The sequence below is a fragment of the Salinisphaera shabanensis E1L3A genome (assembly GCF_000215955.2).
Taxonomy (GTDB): domain Bacteria; phylum Pseudomonadota; class Gammaproteobacteria; order Nevskiales; family Salinisphaeraceae; genus Salinisphaera; species Salinisphaera shabanensis.
On the sequence record NZ_AFNV02000009.1, the window covers coordinates 17,992 to 36,309 of the forward strand.

19 protein-coding genes and 4 pseudogenes are annotated in these 18,318 nt (G+C 57.8%); 10 read left to right on the forward strand and 13 right to left on the reverse strand.

All coding sequences use genetic code 11. The features are described from left to right. Positions 1-684 precede the first annotated feature (684 nt). The 7 genes and pseudogenes from recD (at position 685) to SSPSH_RS18385 (ending at position 6,255) form a co-directional block, all read left to right on the forward strand. Positions 685-2,601 (forward strand): exodeoxyribonuclease V subunit alpha, encoded by a 1,917-nt coding sequence (recD, locus tag SSPSH_RS17845; RefSeq protein ID WP_006915198.1) that lies wholly within the window; start codon positions 685-687, stop codon positions 2,599-2,601. A 22-nt stretch (positions 2,602-2,623) separates the two neighbouring features. After that, positions 2,624-2,956 carry a type II toxin-antitoxin system RelE/ParE family toxin gene (locus SSPSH_RS06965; protein ID WP_006915197.1) on the forward strand — a complete coding sequence of 111 codons (333 nt, stop codon included), beginning with the start codon at positions 2,624-2,626 and terminating at the stop codon, positions 2,954-2,956. 2 nt (positions 2,957-2,958) lie between these two features. Then, a complete protein-coding gene (locus tag SSPSH_RS06970; protein WP_006915196.1) occupies positions 2,959-3,291 on the forward strand; it encodes a helix-turn-helix domain-containing protein in 333 nt (110 codons plus the stop codon). 1 nt (position 3,292) lies between these two features. Next, positions 3,293-3,433, forward strand: a pseudogene (locus SSPSH_RS19855) (type II toxin-antitoxin system RelE/ParE family toxin); the annotation flags it as partial. Positions 3,434-3,453: 20 nt separating this feature from the next. After that, positions 3,454-3,936, forward strand: a complete 483-nt coding sequence (locus tag SSPSH_RS19670; protein WP_275450705.1) for an ATP-binding domain-containing protein — start codon at positions 3,454-3,456, stop codon at positions 3,934-3,936. 83 nt (positions 3,937-4,019) lie between these two features. Beyond that, positions 4,020-5,372 carry an ATP-binding protein gene (locus SSPSH_RS18380; RefSeq protein WP_021031533.1) on the forward strand — a complete coding sequence of 451 codons (1,353 nt, stop codon included), beginning with the start codon at positions 4,020-4,022 and terminating at the stop codon, positions 5,370-5,372. Continuing rightward, on the forward strand, positions 5,350-6,255 hold the full coding sequence (locus tag SSPSH_RS18385) for a DUF4435 domain-containing protein (protein ID WP_161627815.1): 906 nt from the start codon (positions 5,350-5,352) through the stop codon (positions 6,253-6,255). The genes SSPSH_RS18380 and SSPSH_RS18385 overlap by 23 nt, the downstream gene beginning before the upstream one ends. A gap of 53 nt (positions 6,256-6,308) precedes the next feature. Here SSPSH_RS18385 and SSPSH_RS19860 read toward each other — a convergent pair whose 3' ends face one another. The 5 genes and pseudogenes from SSPSH_RS19860 to SSPSH_RS07010 form a co-directional block, all read right to left on the reverse strand. Then, complete coding sequence (locus SSPSH_RS19860; protein ID WP_021031534.1) at positions 6,309-6,530, reverse strand: IS3 family transposase; 222 nt, start codon at positions 6,528-6,530, stop codon at positions 6,309-6,311. 270 nt (positions 6,531-6,800) lie between these two features. Further along, positions 6,801-7,385, reverse strand: a complete 585-nt coding sequence (locus SSPSH_RS06995; protein WP_021031535.1) for a hypothetical protein — start codon at positions 7,383-7,385, stop codon at positions 6,801-6,803. A 312-nt stretch (positions 7,386-7,697) separates the two neighbouring features. After that, positions 7,698-8,053 (reverse strand): annotated as a pseudogene (locus SSPSH_RS18390) (transposase); the annotation flags it as partial. Between the two features lie 398 nt (positions 8,054-8,451). Further along, positions 8,452-8,796 carry a HepT-like ribonuclease domain-containing protein gene (locus SSPSH_RS07005; RefSeq protein WP_006915591.1) on the reverse strand — a complete coding sequence of 115 codons (345 nt, stop codon included), beginning with the start codon at positions 8,794-8,796 and terminating at the stop codon, positions 8,452-8,454. Beyond that, positions 8,786-9,082, reverse strand: a complete 297-nt coding sequence (locus SSPSH_RS07010; protein ID WP_006915590.1) for a nucleotidyltransferase family protein — start codon at positions 9,080-9,082, stop codon at positions 8,786-8,788. The genes SSPSH_RS07005 and SSPSH_RS07010 overlap by 11 nt, the downstream gene beginning before the upstream one ends. Positions 9,083-9,219: 137 nt before the next feature. Between SSPSH_RS07010 and SSPSH_RS07015 the strand changes: the two genes are divergently transcribed. Together SSPSH_RS07015 and SSPSH_RS07020 are read left to right on the forward strand one after the other, a co-directional pair. After that, positions 9,220-9,579 (forward strand): antitoxin VbhA family protein, encoded by a 360-nt coding sequence (locus SSPSH_RS07015; RefSeq protein WP_021031538.1) that lies wholly within the window; start codon positions 9,220-9,222, stop codon positions 9,577-9,579. Between the two features lie 190 nt (positions 9,580-9,769). After that, positions 9,770-9,967 (forward strand): hypothetical protein, encoded by a 198-nt coding sequence (locus SSPSH_RS07020; protein ID WP_006915588.1) that lies wholly within the window; start codon positions 9,770-9,772, stop codon positions 9,965-9,967. 128 nt (positions 9,968-10,095) lie between these two features. Here the strand turns inward: SSPSH_RS07020 and SSPSH_RS07025 are convergent, their stop codons facing one another. The 8 genes and pseudogenes from SSPSH_RS07025 to SSPSH_RS07065 form a co-directional block, all read right to left on the reverse strand. Then, positions 10,096-10,581, reverse strand: a complete 486-nt coding sequence (locus tag SSPSH_RS07025; RefSeq protein WP_006915587.1) for a pyridoxamine 5'-phosphate oxidase family protein — start codon at positions 10,579-10,581, stop codon at positions 10,096-10,098. A 303-nt stretch (positions 10,582-10,884) separates the two neighbouring features. Further along, complete coding sequence (locus SSPSH_RS07035) at positions 10,885-12,378, reverse strand: protein adenylyltransferase SelO (protein WP_006915585.1); 1,494 nt, start codon at positions 12,376-12,378, stop codon at positions 10,885-10,887. Positions 12,379-12,582: 204 nt separating this feature from the next. Beyond that, positions 12,583-13,485, reverse strand: a complete 903-nt coding sequence (locus tag SSPSH_RS07040) for a GGDEF domain-containing protein (protein ID WP_006915584.1) — start codon at positions 13,483-13,485, stop codon at positions 12,583-12,585. Positions 13,486-13,923: 438 nt separating this feature from the next. Then, positions 13,924-14,511 (reverse strand): ATPase, encoded by a 588-nt coding sequence (locus tag SSPSH_RS07045; RefSeq protein ID WP_006915583.1) that lies wholly within the window; start codon positions 14,509-14,511, stop codon positions 13,924-13,926. Continuing rightward, entirely contained in the window at positions 14,511-14,846 is a 336-nt protein-coding gene (locus SSPSH_RS07050) for a TA system antitoxin ParD family protein (RefSeq protein ID WP_006915582.1), read from the reverse strand. Before SSPSH_RS07050 ends, SSPSH_RS07045 begins: the two co-directional genes overlap by 1 nt. Positions 14,847-14,960: 114 nt before the next feature. Continuing rightward, positions 14,961-15,980, reverse strand: a complete 1,020-nt coding sequence (locus tag SSPSH_RS07055) for a GGDEF domain-containing protein (protein ID WP_006915581.1) — start codon at positions 15,978-15,980, stop codon at positions 14,961-14,963. Positions 15,981-16,456: 476 nt separating this feature from the next. Further along, entirely contained in the window at positions 16,457-16,765 is a 309-nt protein-coding gene (locus SSPSH_RS07060; RefSeq protein WP_006915580.1) for an AtuA-related protein, read from the reverse strand. A gap of 117 nt (positions 16,766-16,882) precedes the next feature. Then, a pseudogene (locus SSPSH_RS07065) lies at positions 16,883-18,045 on the reverse strand (acyclic terpene utilization AtuA family protein); the annotation flags it as partial. A 1-nt stretch (position 18,046) separates the two neighbouring features. On the opposite strand from SSPSH_RS07065, the pseudogene SSPSH_RS19865 reads away from it, so the two are divergent. Further along, positions 18,047-18,313, forward strand: a pseudogene (locus tag SSPSH_RS19865) (SDR family oxidoreductase); the annotation flags it as partial. Positions 18,314-18,318: the final 5 nt, after the last annotated feature.

An 18,318-nucleotide genomic window follows, 5' to 3' on the forward strand; every position in this document is an offset into this window, starting at 1 on the left:
AAGACACCCGGGTTACGCGTCGCCGCTGCGCGCCGAACCACTGCGATGCGCGGGCCGAAGGGTGCGGCCAGAACTCGGATCGCTTTCGCGATCCTCAGACATGCTGGCCGCATCGGCGCATTGCGCCGAAAACCCTTTACCCCTGTGCTTCTCGTTCGCTGCACACGGGGCCCAATACAGGCGGCTAGCTCATAGCGTTGAGTCGCTACGGCGATGCACCGGAGTCAGGGCTAGTGGCCGCGGCCGCTCGGCATACGCTTCGCTAAGCCGACCTCTAAAAACCGTGACCTTGAGCGAGCGACAGCGACGCTTGCCTGTATTCGGGCCCCTTTGGCGTAGCGCCGCGCAGCGGAGGCGGCAAGCGGAACAAGGCGGCCGGATGTTTGAGCGCAGCGAGTTTCCGGCTGCCCCGCTTGCGGCCTTCGCTGGGCGGGAATCGATGCGAAGCATCGACGCAAGACAGGGTGTCTTTTCTCTTGGGTACTTCTCTTTGGACAAGCAAAGAGAAGTACCTCGCACAGCAGTGCGAAACCCCGAGTACAAATCTACCCGCACAGTTGATCCAGCAACGCCGCACGTCCGAATCACGATCGCCTTGCAGCGCCAGGCGGTCGCACAACTCTCCCCATTCGCGACGTCCACCGTCCCCAAGATGTGTCGACGCCAGCGCGATCGAGGCCGCCCATGAACGACTCCCGCACAGGCGATCTGTTCGCTGACGACCCGACCCCAGCTGAACCGGCCAAGCCGGCAAAGCCAGCCGACGCGCCAGAGTCCGCAACGCCCGAAGCCGCCGAAGAAGCAAACCTTTCGGATCTCGACCTCGCCCTGGCCGACTGGGCCCGCCGCCACGGCGCCGACCGCCTTGTGGCTCGTGCTTTCGCGCTGGCGAGTTGGGCGGTCGCCCAAGGCCATACCTGCCTCGCGCTGGATCAAATACCCGCGGCGTTGATGAGCGCAGCGAATCAGTCCGCGTTGCGCGAAGCACTCGCCGCCAGCGATCTTGTGACCATACTCGACGGCAAATCGAACGATGACACACCCACCCGTCCGCTCATTCTCGAAGCCGGTCGGCTCTATCTCCAGCGCTACCACGCCTACGAAACGAAACTCGCCGAACGTCTGAGCACGCTCATGGCCGCCGAACCCAACCCGGTGGACGTGGATACACTCAAACCCGGCAATGGGCTGTTCGCTGCCGACGCCAACAACCCGAACGCCACCAACTGGCAGGCCGTCGCCGCGTTCGCTGCCCTGCGCCATCACTTCACGGTGATTTCCGGCGGCCCCGGCACAGGCAAGACCTACACCATCGTTCGCCTGCTACGCGTGCTCATCGAAGCCGCACTCAGCAACGAGGACACACCGCCGCTCATAGCCCTCGCCGCGCCCACCGGCAAGGCCGCCGCACGCATGCTCGAATCCGTACGCAACGGCCTGGAGGACATGGGCGCCGACGCCACCTTCGAAAAACAGCGCGTAGAGGAACACGTTCCGCAAACCGCGCGTACGCTGCACCGCCTGCTCGGCCTGACCGGCGCCACCACCCGCGCCCGTTTCAACACCGACAACCCACTGCCGTATGACGTGGTCATCGTCGACGAAGCCTCGATGGTGGATCTGCCCATGATGGCCAAGCTCGCGGACGCGATACGCGACGACGCCCGGCTGATTCTACTCGGCGACCGCTACCAGCTCGCCTCGGTCGAGTCCGGCTCCGTACTCGCGGAAATCTGTGCCAACGCCGGGGTGAACCGCTTCACCGAAAAGCAGCAAACCGCCGCCGGCGAACTGCTCGCCCAACCGATGCAACCCGCCAACCATGCCCTGGCCGATCACGTCGTCACGCTACAAACCAGCCGCCGCTTCAACGCCGACAGCACCATCGGCCAACTTGCCGCCGCCGTAAACGCAGGCGACGTAACAGCCGCTGAAGCTCTGCTTACCGCTGGCCACGACGATCTCGTCTATCACCCACGCGCCGACGCCGCGGCGATCAGCCAACTAATCGATCGCCTGACGGAGAACTGCGCCAAACTGGTCGAAGCCACAGACCCTACGCTCGCCCTCGCCGAACTCGGCAAACAAACCGTACTCACCGCCGTGCGCCAGGGCCCCGCCGGCAGCGAAACCCTCAACGCCGGCATCACCGAACGCCTCGCTCGTCGCTTCGACTTCACCCCAGGCCAACCGTGGTACCACGGCCGACCCGTCATGGTTAGACGAAATGACTACAAAACCGGGCTCTACAACGGCGATGTCGGTATTGCGCTCAAAAACGCAGACGGGCAACTTAGGGTCTGGTTCGAGGGGGACAACGGCCTGCGGGCCTTTCTGCCGAGCGCACTACCCGCGCACGACACCGTCTATGCAATGACGATCCACAAGAGCCAAGGCTCGGAGTTCGATTCCGTCACACTCGTGCTGCCGGATTACGACGTGCCGGTTCTGACGCGGGAGTTGTTTTATACGGGGTTGACGAGGGGACGGGAGCAGTTGTCGATTTACTCGCAGCGGAACGCGCTTGAGCAAACCGTTACTCGTCGCGTCTTGAGAGTATCTGGGTTAGCAGAGCGCATCGCCCAACCTGGCGAAAAGTAATCCATTGGCGTACCCTCCTCGTATGCAGACCGTAGCCGAGACGCCGGAGTTCTCGCGCAAGATTCGCAAGCTGATCGGCGATTCTGACTACCAAGCGCTGATCGCGTATCTGGCAGAACATCCAAAAGCCGGCGACCTCATGCGAGGCACCGGCGGCATACGAAAGCTTCGATGGGCTCGCGACGGATCCGGCAAAAGCGGTGGCGTTCGTGTCGTCTACTACTTTCACGACGAACGCATACCCCTTTATCTGCTTACGATTTTCGGCAAGAACGAAAAGACCAATATCTCTCAAGCTGAACGCAACGCACTTGCTCAGCTTGTCGCACTGCTCACCAAGACAGCAGGAGTCTAGACATGAGCGACGCGTTTGAAAGTATCAAGGCCGGTCTCGAACAGGCGATCGCGCATCAAGCGAATAAGCCGAACGAGGTCGTCGTTCATGAAATGTCGGCTACAGACGTTAAGGCCGTACGCGATAAGGTTGGCATGACCCAGCGCGAGTTCGCTGCTTCGTTCGGTATCAGTCTCGGGACATTGCGGCATTGGGAGCGTGGGGATAGGCAGCCGCACGGCCCCGCTCGGGTTTTGCTAAATGTGCTTGACCGGCGGCCCGATGCTGTACTTGGCGCGCTTACGGAGTCCAATGTCATTGCGGCGGCGCACGATGCAAGACCTGACCCCAACTAGTCCATTATCTCACGCCCCCGAGCTGCGGGAGCTGGTCATCCCATTCGGCGATGCCGGTTACGTCGCGCTGTACCGGCATGCACCCGGCGACGATGCGGTTTACATCCTCGCCTTCAGGCATCAAAAAGAAGCCGGGTTTTGACTCCAATTGGTCGCTACCGATTGTGCGGCTATGGAGCGACTCAGGATTGCACGAGCAGACACCGCCCCAGCCTGTCGCCCATACTCATATCGCGGCCGCGCGTCGCCGTAAGACGAAATGACTATAAAACCGGACTCCACAACGGCGATGTAGGTATTGCGCTAGAAAACGATGACGGGCAACTTAGGGTCTGGTTCGAAGGGGATAACGGGCTGCGGGCTTTCCTATCAAGCGCACTACCCGCGCACGACGCCGTGTATGCAATGACAATTCACAAAAGTCAGGGCTCGGAGTTCGATGCGGTCACGCTCGTGCTGCCAGACTACGACGTGCCGGTTTTGACGCGGGAGTTGTTTTATACGGGATTGACTCGAGGTCGGAAGCGGGTGGTTGTGTTTGCTAACCGGAAGGGCTTGTGCCGTGCTATTAGTCGACGGGCTTCTCGAGTTTCGGGGCTTGCCGATCGGATTATGGGCGCAAATCAGAACGAGATCGAGCCTTGAGCACAACCTGCGCCAAGACCTCATACCGCATACTAACTTTGCGCCTAGACAACTATACCCACACGTTTAACCAATTCGAATAGATGGAACTTAAACCAAAATCAAACACGGTAGAAAGTGTAGCGATTCAAGATCTTTGGAATGAACGCGACGTAGAGTTACATTTGAATTCGGATGTTACATTTCTGATCGGGGAAAACGGCACTCGAAAAACAACAACTATAAATCTTCTCGTTGCAGCGTTAACTGCCGATCTACCAACGCTCGATCGAATACCGTTTACAAAAATTTCCATCAAACTCTCCTCAGCGGCGGATCGAACGAAACCCGTTATAGAGATAGCTAAAAAGCACCGCAAGCAAATGCCATTCGCGGAAGTAAGTTATCGAATCCGCGACACCACCAGTGGCCCTGCGACCGATTATTCACTAGATGAGTTTTACGACCAATTCGATATACACAAACCGGGGTATCGACGACGTAGGCGCGTATATAGGCAGCCCGACGGCACCCTTATTCACCGGCAGGCTATAGAACGGAAGAGTAACGAAAAATCGATTTATCAGCACCTCCGTGAGCTAACATCCGTCAGTTGGCTTTCCGTTCATCGTTCTCCAGTAGGGACGGACCCCGGAGGCGACTCGCAAAAATCCGCTGTGGACACGAAAGTAGATGAACTTTCCGACCGGATGATACGATATTTTTCTCAGCTCGAGAAATCAGCTTCCGATCTAGTAAACAGCTTCCAAAAAGAGATATTTTTCAATTTGTTAGCCGATCGAAATATTCCGCTAACAACTGCTGATAATTCTGACGATACAATAAAACAAGAAAAGTCGTCCTTAAGCGATATATTCGAGCAGTTCAACTTACATCACGATCAATACAGCGCTAAGCTGGAAAAACACTTCTCTAATTACGGAAAAGCGGCCGAAAAACTTCAGAACGATGAACCTCTCAAAACGCTCGACATAGCTGCGGTTATCCTAACCTCAAGAATTCATTCGTTAGTACAAGAATGGACAAAAATGAAGGCGCGGGAAAACAAAATACACGAGCCTCGCACCCTTTTTCTTAATCTAATTAATAGCTTTTATAAGAGGAAAAAGCTTACTATTAGCGATCAAAATGAACCGGTAATAGAAACTGCAAAGCAAAAGAACATACCGCTAAGTTATCTTTCATCGGGTGAAAAACAGATATTTATCATTCTTGGAGAGGCATTACTTCAAGAGAACCGGCCTTCTATCTATGTCGCCGACGAACCGGAGCTATCTTTGCACGTCGCTTGGCAAGAAAAGCTGGTGGATTCGATAACTTCGATGAACCCCAATGTTCAGTTATTTATAGCTACGCATTCTCCCGATATCGTCGGCCGGCATTCAGACAAACTCATCGATATGGGGCAATACTTTGGCGACGACGAAAGCGTTTAGTCGGACTCCGGCCGGATTGTCTAACTTACCAAGATTCTTTAAAGCTGATCTAATTTTTTTCGTGGAAGGCGGGAAAAGCAACGGAAGTGACGCGCAGTCATTTTATGAACAACCAAATCAGAGTGACGATGCGGTTTTCTGGAGGGCTTTCGCAAAACGCTTTTTCCCTAACCTCTCTGTTCACATCGCGCCGCGCGGACGCAAACTGCATTTGCTCGATATTGCAGAAAAAATAGAAAGCGAGGCAATTCGCAATGTCGTTATTGCGATCGACCTCGACTACGATTGGTCTAACAGTGACCGAGTTTATCCGCACTGCGTAATAACTACTTACGGATACAGCTGGGAGAACGACGTTTGCTGTACCGAGCATATTTTTGATCTCGTCGCTGACTTGTTCGGTAATGAGCTTCCACGCCATATTGGCAATGAATTTCACGAGCTTATTAGCAAGTATAAACCGATATTTTCTCGAATCGGAACGATAGATAACGCGATGTTAACTTATCATGCCCACCCCCTGATCGAGAGAGAGAAGCCTGGGTCCGTAGTTGTAGCTCGAAAGAAGGGCGACCAGCCAGAATTGAATTTTCGTGGGATGTGCAATAATTATCGCACTGCCAGGTCAGCAGCCAATGGCAGCGTTCCTGTCAGCAAGTTCCAGCTAATCGATGGATTTAGCACTCTTTACGGCAAAGTAGTGTTGCACTTTTTCTACTTAACTTCTTCTTGGCTATTCCAGCAATTACAGCTCTCATCACCGCGTAAAGATGTCTTTGCTAGACAGTTATCAATACACCTTTTCAAAAGCTTAGACGATATTGCTCACTTGCACGCGCATTATTCTGCGAATGCTGCACGTGTAGGTTTGTGTATAAAATGACCCTGGGAATCCGGGGACAGTATGAGATGCCCCGACTTCTTCGGACAGCCAGATCAGGGGTTAGTGGTTAGCTTACGTTCGTAGTTTTCCGGTGTGTGATAGTTCAGCGATTGGTGTAGTCGCTGTCGGTTATAAAAGACTTCGATGTAGTCGAAGATCGCAGATTCGACCTGTGATTGCGACTCAAACCGCCGGTCCCAGATTAGTTCGTTTTTCAGCGTACTGCAGAAGCGTTCGGCCACCGCATTATCCCAGCAGTCTCGCTTCCGACTCATACTCGGTGTGCTGTCTCGGCGAGCCTAATAATGACGGTGATCACGGCGCGGGAAGTACGTGAGCCGATTGATCAATAAGATCAGGTGTTGTCGCAATTAAAGACTTAGTATTACACCGCAAATTTTAAAAACTCGAGGGCAGCTATGTTTCCGCCCTCGAGTTTTTTAAAATGCCCGCTGCGGATCACTTCGCGGGAAGATCGAGCCCTAACATTGTCCTCTCGGCTATCGATCTCGTCTCAGCGGGGTGAGCCAAAGGCAAGCGAGTGATCAGTTTAGGGGATGCATCGCAGCTTTCTCGCTTATTGCTCGCTCCCAGTCTACCGCCGTTATGACCCTTCCCCCTGGAGAAAAAACGCCTTGTATAGAGTCATCGAAGTAGAAACGGCAGAGATCGTCAATAAGCCCAAGGAAATGATCTACTTGGTAATCTGGACATAGTAATCTAGGATCTTTCCGAAACTCGTCAGGCCACTTCTTCTTCTGGATTTGGAGCGCTGCGTCCAACAGGGCACCAGTGCTGCCGAGCTGGCGCAGAAAAAAGATATAAGGTGCAAACTCACCTTCGAAAACGACAGCTCGCTTATCTGGCACGAAGTACCAGTAACCGCGCCTGAACGTAGCACGTGCCTCCGCCCAGTCTGCGTACGACATTCGTTCTTTCGAAAATCGCTTGTCTTTTGCAAGACCCGCTTTGGCCTCGCGCACCACTTGCTGGTAGTCAGCTGCGCCGGAAATCGCATGAGCGGCGATATCGAGCAAACGAGTATGCTTTTCGTTCGGAAGCGCAGCACCAAGGCGCTTAGCAGCAACCTTGATATCACGAACGATGGAAGGCGTAATTTCTTTAGACATATTTTCTCTCAGAAGGTTAAAAGTTCCGTCGCCCGCTAACAGACTCTTCTGAAAAAAACCAATGTCTAAGATGAATGCTTACAGTGCTCTAGGCTTTGCCATAGCGGGCGGCACGCTCCTGTAAGCGCTGCGGAAAAACATACTCTATCCGAGTTGAAGTCGTCAAGAGCTACAATTCGGGGCCATGTAATTAGCCATTCGGGACAAACCCGAATGGCGCTAAGTAAGCTCCTTCAGCGTCTCTAGGTGGGCGATCCGGGGGCGGCGATCCGGGGACAGTATGAGATGCCCCGACTTTTTCGGACAGCCAGATCAGGGGTTGGTCGTTAGCTTACGTTCGTAGTTTTCCGGTGTCTGATAGTTCAGCGATTGGTGTAGTCGCTGTCGGTTATAAAAGACCTCGATGTAGTCGAAGATCGCAGATTTGGCCTGTGATGGCGATTCGAACCGCCGCCCCAGATCAGTTCATTCTTCAGCGTACTGAAGAAGCTTTCGGCCACCGCATTATCCCAGCAGTTGCCCTTGCGGCTCATGCTCGGTGTGATCCGTCGTCGGGCCAAATAATCACGATACGCGTGGCCGCTATACAACGCGCCCTGATCCGAGTGGTGGATGAGTCCAGGCCTTGGTTGTCTGCGCTGTATCGCCATATCGAGCGCATTCATAATCTGATCCGGCGACAGTGTACTTAACTCTACCGCCCTGCTTCGCTATGCACCCGATCTCACGCGCGAGCCCAAGCTTAGGGCTTCTATCCTGGATTCTGCCTGGCGAGTTCAAATCCCGCAGCAAAAGCCAAACTGCTCCAACCCCACTTCCGCTAATTCCAGCCGCCCCATCACCCGCACTGAGCGCCGACGGCCACTGCTCTCGCCTTGTCGCGTTTTTCGTCGGCCACACACATCACCGGCCGGTTCCGGCCGTTAGGCGTGCGGGCGATGGCCACACTAGTACTTGCGCGAAGAGCGACGGTCAGGTCTTGCATTGCCACATTACGACCGCTGCTGCCTGGGCCTTAATCAGCATCAGAGCAGTATGAAAAGGGCCTATGGGTTCCCGGCCCGGCTCAACCCAACTCGTCAAGCAGCTTCGAAACGTCTTCTTCGAGTTCCGGGAGCTTATCGGTCACGGCATTCCATACCAGGCTATCGTCCAGTTCCGCATAGCCGTGTATCAGAATATTGCGGAAACCGATGATATTACGGAAGTTGCGCACGCGCGCTTGTGTAGCGGGATCGAGCTTGCCCAGTTGGTTCAGCGCCTCGCCGATGATCTCGAACTGCCGCTCCACCGCAGAGCGAAACATCAGGTCGGATACATAGTCGTCGTAGGTTCTTTCCTCACTGAACCGACGAATCCCCCGTGCGGACTGCAGCATGTCGTATAGGTACATGGCGGTGCTACGCGACATAAACAGTGCGCCGTGTCTCGTTCACGCTTTTCAGGAAATATGGGTTTTTGATCGCACGCGTACTCACAAGGTCGACATCCCGCCCGAACAATACCGTCAACTCGTGCAGTAATCCGAAATAGTCGTTGAACTTGCCTTCAGGCCCCGGATTCTGGAACTCCACCAGAAAATCCAGATCACTGGTTTCCGGGTCGAACTCGCCGCTGGCGGCGGATCCGAACAACTCGAGGCGCGCTACGCCGTAGCGGCGCGCCAGCGCTGCCAGTTCCTCTGTATGTTCATCCACTATGCCACTCATGGTTGAAGTTTAAGCCAAATCGCATCACCAAGCAGCCTTGGACGATCTAGAGCTCACGACGAGTGAGGCCCGTTATTTGGCGGCGTATAATCGCTCGTGGTTTCGACATATCCGACGGCGCGTCCATGGTAAGAAAACGGTCGGTTAACCTCGGCGTCGAACGCGAATTACGCGATCGGTTCAACGCGGCTGCAAGATTAGAGCAGCGACCCGCATCGCAAGTCTTGCGGGATCTCATGCATGGGTATATCGGCGAGGTCGAGCGCAAGCACGGCCCGATTGGTAACCGGAGTGCATGGGAGAACTTGAAGCGTGGCCGGCGCCTTGCCAATGCTCAGGCGTCGATCGAGCTCGAAGGCTACGTTATCCCTGACGACATGAAAGCGGTCGTTGAGCAGTTCATGCGGAATGAAGTAACCATTGACGCGGTAGGCGGAAAAGCCGATGAGCTCGCCCGCTCTCAATTCATTCGACGGTCCAAGTGATTATTCATACTGGCATCCATCGACCGTGTATCAGCACGGCTAAACTGAACCGCCGTGCGCCGCTTGAGCGGGCGTTACCGGGTATTTAAGCTAAGTTGCCTAGGCAATTGCTAGCTGGCCTTTTCAGCGAGGCGTTCCGATTAGCTTTTTCAACCACGCCATTCTGAGAATCAACGGCGCCCTATATCAAATGATGGGCGAGCGTTGGCGCCCGTATCGGCTTGTGATATTCATCGTGCTCGGCATCGGTTTCTTGAGCTTGGGTTTCACGCTGATTAAGCACAATGTGTTGACGGACGGCTTGGATCAACGCAGCGGTGCTGAGCGGATCATGGGCGATTATTACTACGACAAAGACGCGGCGTCCCGAACTGAGTCCAACCCCTAGTTTTCGTCGACGCCAATTCCTATAGCCCGCTTACGTGCTTGAGCACCGCACTGGCCAATTCCGCTCAACACCATGCATAAAAAAACGCCCGACGAACGGGCGTTTCTTTTCTCAATCGGCTTGGCTAATCAGCCGCCGAATTTCTCGTTCTCGCCGATGTCGGGCGTCTTGTCGCTTTTGATATTGGCCTTGGCCATTTCATACAGCTGAAAGACCTTGCTTTCCTTGGCCGCCCAGTGCTCGCCCATCTTGATGTCGATTTCGAGCATGACGACGTCCGGGTCTTCCTTCTCCGGCAGCCAGGCGGCGACGCCGGGATTCCAGTACTTATCGATGATGGCCTGATCGTCGGTAATACGTGCGGTACCCGACATCGATACATAAACGCCCTCTTCCTGGTCGGAGAACGTCAGGCAGATTTCGCTATCGCCCTTGGCTTCCAGAACCTTTTCCGAGCTGCGGCGGGTGTAGAACCAGATCGTGCCGTCGTATTCATCCTGTACCAGATGCATGGGACGGGCACGCGGCACGTCTTCGTCCAGCGTGACGAGCATCCCTACCTGGATGTCTTTGATGAGATTCCAGATCTTCTGCTTGTGTTCGGGGCTAGACATAATCGTGCAATCCTTCGAGTTCATTTGAAGTGAGTCAAACCTATCCGCGGACCGGCCGATACGGCGTTCGATTTCGACACGCTTTGGGTTAAGGCAGATGAGCCGAAATCCGGGCGCTGAGCGCGATCACCGCAATCGGCTTGCCGGTCTGTGGCAGCGGCCTGATACCAGCATAACGGGCGAATGGCCTGAGCGGATGCACAAGGCCAGCCCAAGTCCACGTTATACCGGCGTTAACGACGGCCGCTGCGATGACGATGACGCCGCTTTTACGCACGGCGGCGACATCCGCGGCTAGAGAGTTCAGGTGCCGCAGAACGTCCGTTCTACGACTTCCTCCGGCTTGGGGGGTCGCGCATAGCCGGTGAGCTCGGGATGGTCGTCGAACGGCTTTGCGACCACCGTGAGCAGTTCATCCAGCGGTTGATAGTCGCCTGCCTCGGCGGCGTCGATCGCCTGCTGGATACGATGGTTTCGCGGGATATAAGCCGGGTTGACCGCGCGCATGGCCGCACGGCGTGCCGCATCGTCGCGGGTGTCCGCCGCGAGACGCTGCCGCCAGCGCTCCGCCCAGCGATCGAAGCCGGCCGAGTCGTCGAATAACGTGCGTACGGCGTCGTCGCGCTCGTCCGAATCTTGACCAAGATCGGCCAGGTGCCGGAACGTGAGCGTGAAGTCGGCGCCCTGCTCGGTCATGCACTCGAGCAGTTCGTAGGCAAGGTCGGCATCGCCTTCGCGGCGTTCTTGCAGGCCGATCTTGGCTGCCAGCCCGTCGTAATACGTGGTTTCGAAGCGCTTGATGTAACGTTCCAGCACGGCCTGGGCCTGGGCTACGGCTTGCGTCTCGTCTTCATCCAATATCGGCAACAGGCCCTCGGCGAATCGTGCCAGGTTCCACTGCCCGATCCCCGGCTGCTGGTTGTAGGCATAACGCCCGCCCCGATCGATAGAGCTGTACACGGTTGCCGGGTTGTAAGCGTCCATGAACGCACAGGGGCCGTAGTCGATCGTTTCGCCGGCGATGGAAACGTTATCGGTGTTCATCACGCCGTGAATAAAGCCGACCAGCAACCACTGCGCGATCAGGTCGGCGGTGCGTTCCGCGACCTCTTCTAGCAAGGCCTGGTAAGGATTCTCCGCATCGGCGACGTTCGGGTAGTGGCGCTCGATGACATAGTCGGCGAGCGCGCGTACTGCGTCCTTGTTACCGCGTCGCGAAAAGTATTCGAAGGTACCGACGCGGACATGGCTGGCGGCGACGCGGGTGAGCACGCCGCCTGGCTCGGCGCCCATGCGAAATACCGATTCGCCGGTGGCCACCATCGCCAGCGCGCGTGTGGTTGGGATACCGAGGCCCGCCATGCCTTCGCTGACGACGTACTCGCGTATCACCGGGCCGAGCGCGGCGCGGCCGTCACCCCGGCTCGAAAAGGGGGTCGGACCAGCGCCCTTGAGCTGAATATCGCGACGGGCGCCGTTGCGATCGGTGATTTCACCTAAAAGAACGGCGCGACCATCGCCCAGCGTGGGCGAGAAGTTGCCGAACTGATGCCCGGCATAGGCCATCGCCAGCGGTTCGGCGCCTTTCGGAACGCGATTGCCCGACAGAATCTCGACACCTGCCGAGCCTTCGAGCGCCTGCGCATCGAGGCCGAGCTGATCGGCCAGGGGCCGGTTGAGCCGGAGCAAGCGCGGTGCGGCGACAGCGGTCGGCGCCGCGTGTGCATAGAATTCGCCCGGCAGGCGCGCGTAGGTATTGTCGAGCGTGAACGGCTCGGCGGTTGCGGTTTCGGTCATTGGGAATGCCTCCGCGGCGAACGTTGTCGCCAGCGTTGTCTCAAGCGGCGGTTTGAAGTCTACTTATAAGACGGTGCGGGCCACGGCCGCTACGTTCAATGGCGAAACGTGGACGCTCGAGGTCGTGTTCGCGTTGGCATGCGGAGTCAACGCGTGAGCGTTTACCTGCATTCAAGGTCGTCGTGGTTCTTACACGAATTCAGGCTAATCACACTCATGCGCTAGAACCACGCGGTTGCGCCCGCCGCTTTTCGCGGCGTAAAGGGCGGCATCGGCCTGGCTCAGCAAATCGTGGCTGCGACGCCGGTCGGGCCCGGCCACGCTGACGCCGATGCTTACCGTAACTTGCGACGCCTCGCCGGGCCTGGGCTCGAAGCAGACACCGGCGACGGTCTCGCGCAGCCGTTCGGCCACCGTGAACGCCTGGGCCGCAGTAATGTCGTAAAGCACGGTGGCAAATTCTTCGCCGCCCAGCCGCGCGAACAGATCGCGGCGTTTGATTCGTGCACCGCAGGCGCTGCATACGGCACAGATCACCGCATCCCCTGCGGGGTGGCCATATCGGTCGTTGATGGTCTTGAAGCGGTCGATATCCATGATCAGCAAGGCGATGCGGCCGTTCTCGCTATCGAGTTTAGCGAGCGATTCGTTGAGCGCGTCCATCAGACGTCGGCGATTGGGAACGCCGGTCAGCTCGTCGGTTTCGCTCAGGCGACGCAAACGTTGCTCTATTTCGTGGCGGGTGGTGATGTTGCTCGCCAGCCATAGCACCGCGCGCTCGCCGTTGACGGACGAGCGCAGCGGCTGCACGCGCCCCTCGAAGCGAATCGGCGCGGCCGGCCCGTGGTTGGTATCAACACCCGCCACATCGGCAGCGGCCAGGTCGTACTCGACGATGCGCAGACAATCGGCGGCCAGGGTGGCGCGGATCTCGGCGAGAAACCAGTCGGCCTGTTCCCGCGACAAGACATCGTAGAGGCTGAAGTCCACCAGACAGGAGCCATCGTGGTAATAGCCACGATCCTGGCCGCCGAAGATCGCCGCATAACGGCCACTCTCGGTGAGCACGAAGACCGGGTCCGGTAGAGCCGCCAGCGCCTCCCCCATGAGTTGCGTCGCCCGCCGGTCGAAACTTTCGATGTTGATCCCCCGATCGATCAGATCTCCAAATCTGACCCGTCCCCGGCCAATCTGCAAGTCCGAATCGGCGAAGGTTGCCCCCTTCGAATGTGTTTGTGCGCGTTCGGACGACCCCGCTCGGCTTAGCACTGGGCGCGCTTTCGGTTCAACTTCCCGTTACTACCACGTTGCCTTGTTTTGGGACTCGGGTTTTGGATAACCGGGACGGGACTGTTCGAATTCAGATTCCGGCCGATGTTTTCATGTGCTTGCCGGAGCAGCGTACCGAACGCGTATACGCGCCCTGCTACCCCGCCGAGAGAACCCCGGCCGAGGGAAACGTTCACCGCGGCTGCGCCGTGCATTCGATCGCAGCGAATCCGATGCAGGACGCATTCGGAAGCGGCTGGCCAGTATCGATCCGGCTCAAAGATATAAGCGGACGGCCCAGTCCGGTATCGGCCTGTGCGTTTGTGCGATGACTACGCCGTGGTCCAACGACAACAACCATTGTGGTGGGTGGCCGCGTTTCGAATTATCGAACACCAAGGTGGCGCTCGCCCTCGACGCGGCCTGGCGAATCAGCGGCAGGTTGCGCTCGTAGCGTTCGCGAATCTTGTTCTCCGGCACAGCGTGGCCGCCGACGACCGTGCGCGCGGCGACACGGGCGACCGACATGCCCGGTAGGCGCACATGTACGTGATAGAGCACGACACGATAACCGGCGGCCAACGCTGTTTCGACGAGCGCGAGCTTGCTGGGGTGGGAAAAAACCGTTTCGGTGACAAACGATCGGCGTTCGTCGATCAATCGTTGCCGTTGTACGGCTGCTTCCCGGCTGGCGGCATAAGCGTCGCGTTCGATGCCTTCGGCCGCCCATTGGCGGGCGATCTCGTCGGCGTTGATGAACGGCGCACGCGTAGCAGGCCTGACACGATCGGTATAAAGCGTGGATTTACCAGCGCCGTTGGGGCCCGCGAGGATGAACAGCGACGGCTGGGCAACCTCGGCCATCAGTCACCGAGCGTATCGACATCCACGCCGTTATCGCGAAACACATTCATTCGCCGCTCATGGGTCCGTACTTCGTCGGTGTTGGCGTCACGCATGGCTTCGTCATGCATGGCATCGAAGACCGGTTTCTCGTAGGCCGAGAGATCATCCACCGGAATCTCGGCCTTGAGCGCTCGCGCGATATGCTGATAGTCGAACTGGCCAGACTGTTCGATCGCGCGGCCGATCCGCGCCCAATACTCGATCTGTCCCGCCTGGGAGCGGTGCATGAGCCGGGATTCGGCTTTGGACGCGTTCGACAGTTCTTCTGAAACACGAATGGACGTGGCACTCATCGTCTGACACTGGTGAAATAGCGCATACGCAAAGCATAGCAATTTGCTACACACGACGCTATTCGCTATGGGCAATGCCCCGCTTTTATCGTCGGCAATGCCTTTTACCTATGCTCAGCACACCACCCGATTGCGGCCACCGAACTTGGCTTGATATAGCTTTTCATCGGCCGCGTGCAGCATCGGGTCCAGGTGACCACCGCGTTTGACAGTGCTTGCCACACCAATACTGGCGGTAAGCGCGAGCAAGGCGTCGTTATGACGACAGCAAAGCGCCTCGATCGCTTCGCGCAGGCGTTCGGCCATGCGGTAGGCAGCGTCGCTATCGGTACGCGGCAGCAATATGCAGAATTCCTCGCCACCAAGACGACAGACCACATCGTCGACACGCGTCTGCTCACGCAGGGTGTCCGCGATTTTTTTCAGCACGGCATCGCCGCAAGCATGGCCGTGCTCGTCGTTGATGCGTTTGAAATGGTCGAGGTCGAGTATTAGCACCGACAGCGGCAGCGCGCCCTCGTTTGCTGCACGATGAAATGCCTGTTCGAGATGAACGCGGTTGGCAAGACCGGTGAGCGAGTCGGTGAGAGCCTGTTGCGAAAGTTGCTGCTCGGCGGATTCGCGGCTGGCCTCGTAGAAATAGGAAAACAGGTAGGTCCAGATCGTGACGGCGACGATATTGGCAGTGGCGCCCGGCGCACTCACGGCCACGTCCGTGCCGAACCGCCAGAAAAACAGGCCGGCCGCCACCGCGAGATAGAACACCGAAAACAGACCAACCAAGCGGCGCCCCAATAACAGGTGCGCGGTAAGCGGCATTATCATAACCCAGCTGAATACCGTGACCGAGGTGGTCGGCGACGCCAGGGCATAGATCGTCGCGGCATAGAGCAGGCCGAGATAGCACAGGCACCAGCGCCTCAAGTGGTAGGTGGTTCGCACGACCGGCAACAAGGACAAGGTAAGCAGGGTAAGCGCCATCTCGACGGCCATCAGCGCGTAGCGTGCGCCGAAGAAGTTCACGACCACGAAGATCGCACCGAACAGCGCGGTGAACATCAACAGCAGGGTCAGCAGCTTGCGGCGATGGCGATGGGACAGCGGCATACCGTCGTCTGGCGAGGCGCGGCTCATTTGTTCCCCTGTCTATACGGATGGCATACCTTTTCCTCGATATGCGTTTATCGGCCGTGCGTGGCAGTTTTTAAGCTGGTCGCAGCCTGCAAACCGACCGTGATGATCAACACGAGGGATAAAAGCCTGGCCGCACGACAGGCAGCTCGTGGCGACGCCTGATCCGCGCCGCGCCATCGAGAAGGCAGGCGACAATCCGCTTTACTTCAAAAGAAGAACAGCCCGGCCGACGAATGCCGTCGTCGATGAGGCGCGTGACGCACACCGCGGGTCTGGCGGGCGCCGAGGTGCCGCTCTGCTCTAGCGGTGTTATACCGTGACCGCGGCCAGTTATGTCGGGGTTTGGCCGGCTGCTCTCGATTCGGCGATATCAGGCAACCCGGCCGAAAAGACGCCGTTGGTTATTGTTCAGCGAACGCCGGTGAACGCGTACCTGGGCGCACCCGAACCAGGACGATACGTGGCGCCATTGTCTTCTAGCGCTCTGCCAGATCGAGGTCGAGCAGGTAGGCACTGCGGCTCTTGCCATGGGCATCCAGTGCGACCGATCGAGTCACACCGCCGCCCAGAGCCTGGGACAACACGAAATTGAAGGCGCCCAACTGCGGCAGGTCGTAACGTTTCACGGTCCCCTGCACAATGCTGGAAAAAACCGTGGCGACACGCTGTTCGTCCAGCTCACGGGCAAGATAGTCGAAATCGGCCGGATCGTAGGCAATCACCGATATATTGGAAATATTGCCTTTATCGCCAGTACGCGCGTGCGCGATATCGCATAGCTTCATAAATTGCCTCCACTGCTGTCTTCTCGCCCTGGACCGGCGCTGCTGACGCGCCTGTTCGCCGGCGCATGCCTCGCCCGTCCACGATGCGGGCTCAATTCGTGCCACGCGGATGATCGCTCATACCGAAAGATAGTGAACCGCGGGGTTCACCTGGCCCCGCGGTAGCAACACCGAAGCGACCGCGAGCACTTGGCGCACGCTACGGCTGGCGCCACCGCCGCCGGCCGGCCCATTGGTATACAGCGCTTCAACTTCGCGCCCGACCAGTTCAGCCACGTCGGGGTCCTCTGTACGCAGGGCCACACGCATACGCACCTCGTTCGGCTGCGCTTTACACGCCGTGTTGAGCAATGCGTCATGGCCGATCAGGTCGTAACTGACGTCATCGGCAATCACGCCCAGCAGGGCCAGACGTTGCCGGATGATGTCCAGCGCCAGGCGCCCACGAGCGACGGCGCCGGGCCCTCCGTAGGAAATCTGCCCCTCGCCGATATACCCTTCGAGGTACCCCATAGAAACCTTCAGGGTTTCCGGCCTGCTGCGGCCTGATCCGCCACGAACCTGCACCCGATCGCTACCCAATGCGGTCATTTCCACCTGCGAAAAGTCCGCTTTAACGTCCGGCGTGAGATAGCAGGCGGGATCATGAATTTCATAGAGCAGCTGCTCCTTACAGGTGGCCAACGTGACGTGGCCACCGGAGCCGGGCACTTTGGTAATCACCACCGTGCCTTGCTCGTCCACTTCGGCGAGTGGGAAGCCGAGTCGGCCCAGGTCGGGCACATCCTTGAAACCGGGGTCGGCGAAGTAGCCGCCCGTGATCTGACCAGCACACTCCAGCAAATGACCGACAAGTGTCGCCTGGCCCATTTTGTGCCAGTCAGTCATCGACCAGCCCAGCTCGTGAATGAGCGGTGCGGCGAACAGCGCCGGGTCAGCGACACGTTCGGTGAGGACCACGTCGGCACCGCCGGCCAGGGCCTCGACGATCGGCGCAGCGCCCAGATAAGCATTGGCCGAAACCAGGTGCGCGTTCAAGGTCGAGGAGCGAGCGCCCGTTTCGAGCACCGGAAGATCGCGCTGCTTGACCTGGTCCAGGACATCGTCCCCGGTTACATAAGCGATCTTCAGACCGGTGGGCCCTAGCGCTTGTGCAATCTCCCGCGTCTTTTCTGCAGCCTGAGCAGATTCGCCGCCCCCATGTTGGAGATGATGGTAATACCGCGCTGCTGGCAAATCGGTAATACCGTTTGCATACGCGCCTCCAGCAGGGGGTCGAACTGTGCGACCAAATACGCGGTACGCGCTATCTCGGACGGTCTGCGCCAGGAAAATGACAAGCTCCGTGTGACTTGCGTCTATCCCGGCGTCGTCACGTCCGAACTCGCCGACAGTATTACCGACGAAAGCGCTGCCGAGGCCATGGCAACGTATCGGTCCATAGCGCTCAAGCCTGAGGCGATCGCCAACGCCATCGCTCACGCGATTGAGCAGCCCGAGGATGTCGATACGACAGAAATAGTCGTCCGGCCTACGGCGAGTGCCTGAGACCG

Coding starts and splice junctions, on each gene's coding strand:
- SSPSH_RS07035 (WP_006915585.1), bottom strand. CDS start 12,378: ATGACCGAAACCGCAACCGCCGAGCCGTTCACGCTCGACAATACCTAC.
- SSPSH_RS07040 (WP_006915584.1), bottom strand. CDS start 13,485: ATGGGGGAGGCGCTGGCGGCTCTACCGGACCCGGTCTTCGTGCTCACC.
- SSPSH_RS07055 (WP_006915581.1), bottom strand. CDS start 15,980: ATGAGCCGCGCCTCGCCAGACGACGGTATGCCGCTGTCCCATCGCCAT.
- SSPSH_RS07015 (WP_021031538.1), top strand. CDS start 9,220: ATGGTAAGAAAACGGTCGGTTAACCTCGGCGTCGAACGCGAATTACGC.
- SSPSH_RS07060 (WP_006915580.1), bottom strand. CDS start 16,765: ATGAAGCTATGCGATATCGCGCACGCGCGTACTGGCGATAAAGGCAAT.
- SSPSH_RS19860 (WP_021031534.1), bottom strand. CDS start 6,530: ATGAGTCGGAAGCGAGACTGCTGGGATAATGCGGTGGCCGAACGCTTC.
- SSPSH_RS18380 (WP_021031533.1), top strand. CDS start 4,020: ATGGAACTTAAACCAAAATCAAACACGGTAGAAAGTGTAGCGATTCAA.
- SSPSH_RS07005 (WP_006915591.1), bottom strand. CDS start 8,796: ATGTCGCGTAGCACCGCCATGTACCTATACGACATGCTGCAGTCCGCA.
- SSPSH_RS07050 (WP_006915582.1), bottom strand. CDS start 14,846: ATGAGTGCCACGTCCATTCGTGTTTCAGAAGAACTGTCGAACGCGTCC.
- SSPSH_RS06970 (WP_006915196.1), top strand. CDS start 2,959: ATGAGCGACGCGTTTGAAAGTATCAAGGCCGGTCTCGAACAGGCGATC.
- SSPSH_RS07025 (WP_006915587.1), bottom strand. CDS start 10,581: ATGTCTAGCCCCGAACACAAGCAGAAGATCTGGAATCTCATCAAAGAC.
- recD (WP_006915198.1), top strand. CDS start 685: ATGAACGACTCCCGCACAGGCGATCTGTTCGCTGACGACCCGACCCCA.
- SSPSH_RS06995 (WP_021031535.1), bottom strand. CDS start 7,385: ATGTCTAAAGAAATTACGCCTTCCATCGTTCGTGATATCAAGGTTGCT.
- SSPSH_RS07020 (WP_006915588.1), top strand. CDS start 9,770: ATGATGGGCGAGCGTTGGCGCCCGTATCGGCTTGTGATATTCATCGTG.
- SSPSH_RS06965 (WP_006915197.1), top strand. CDS start 2,624: ATGCAGACCGTAGCCGAGACGCCGGAGTTCTCGCGCAAGATTCGCAAG.
- SSPSH_RS07045 (WP_006915583.1), bottom strand. CDS start 14,511: ATGGCCGAGGTTGCCCAGCCGTCGCTGTTCATCCTCGCGGGCCCCAAC.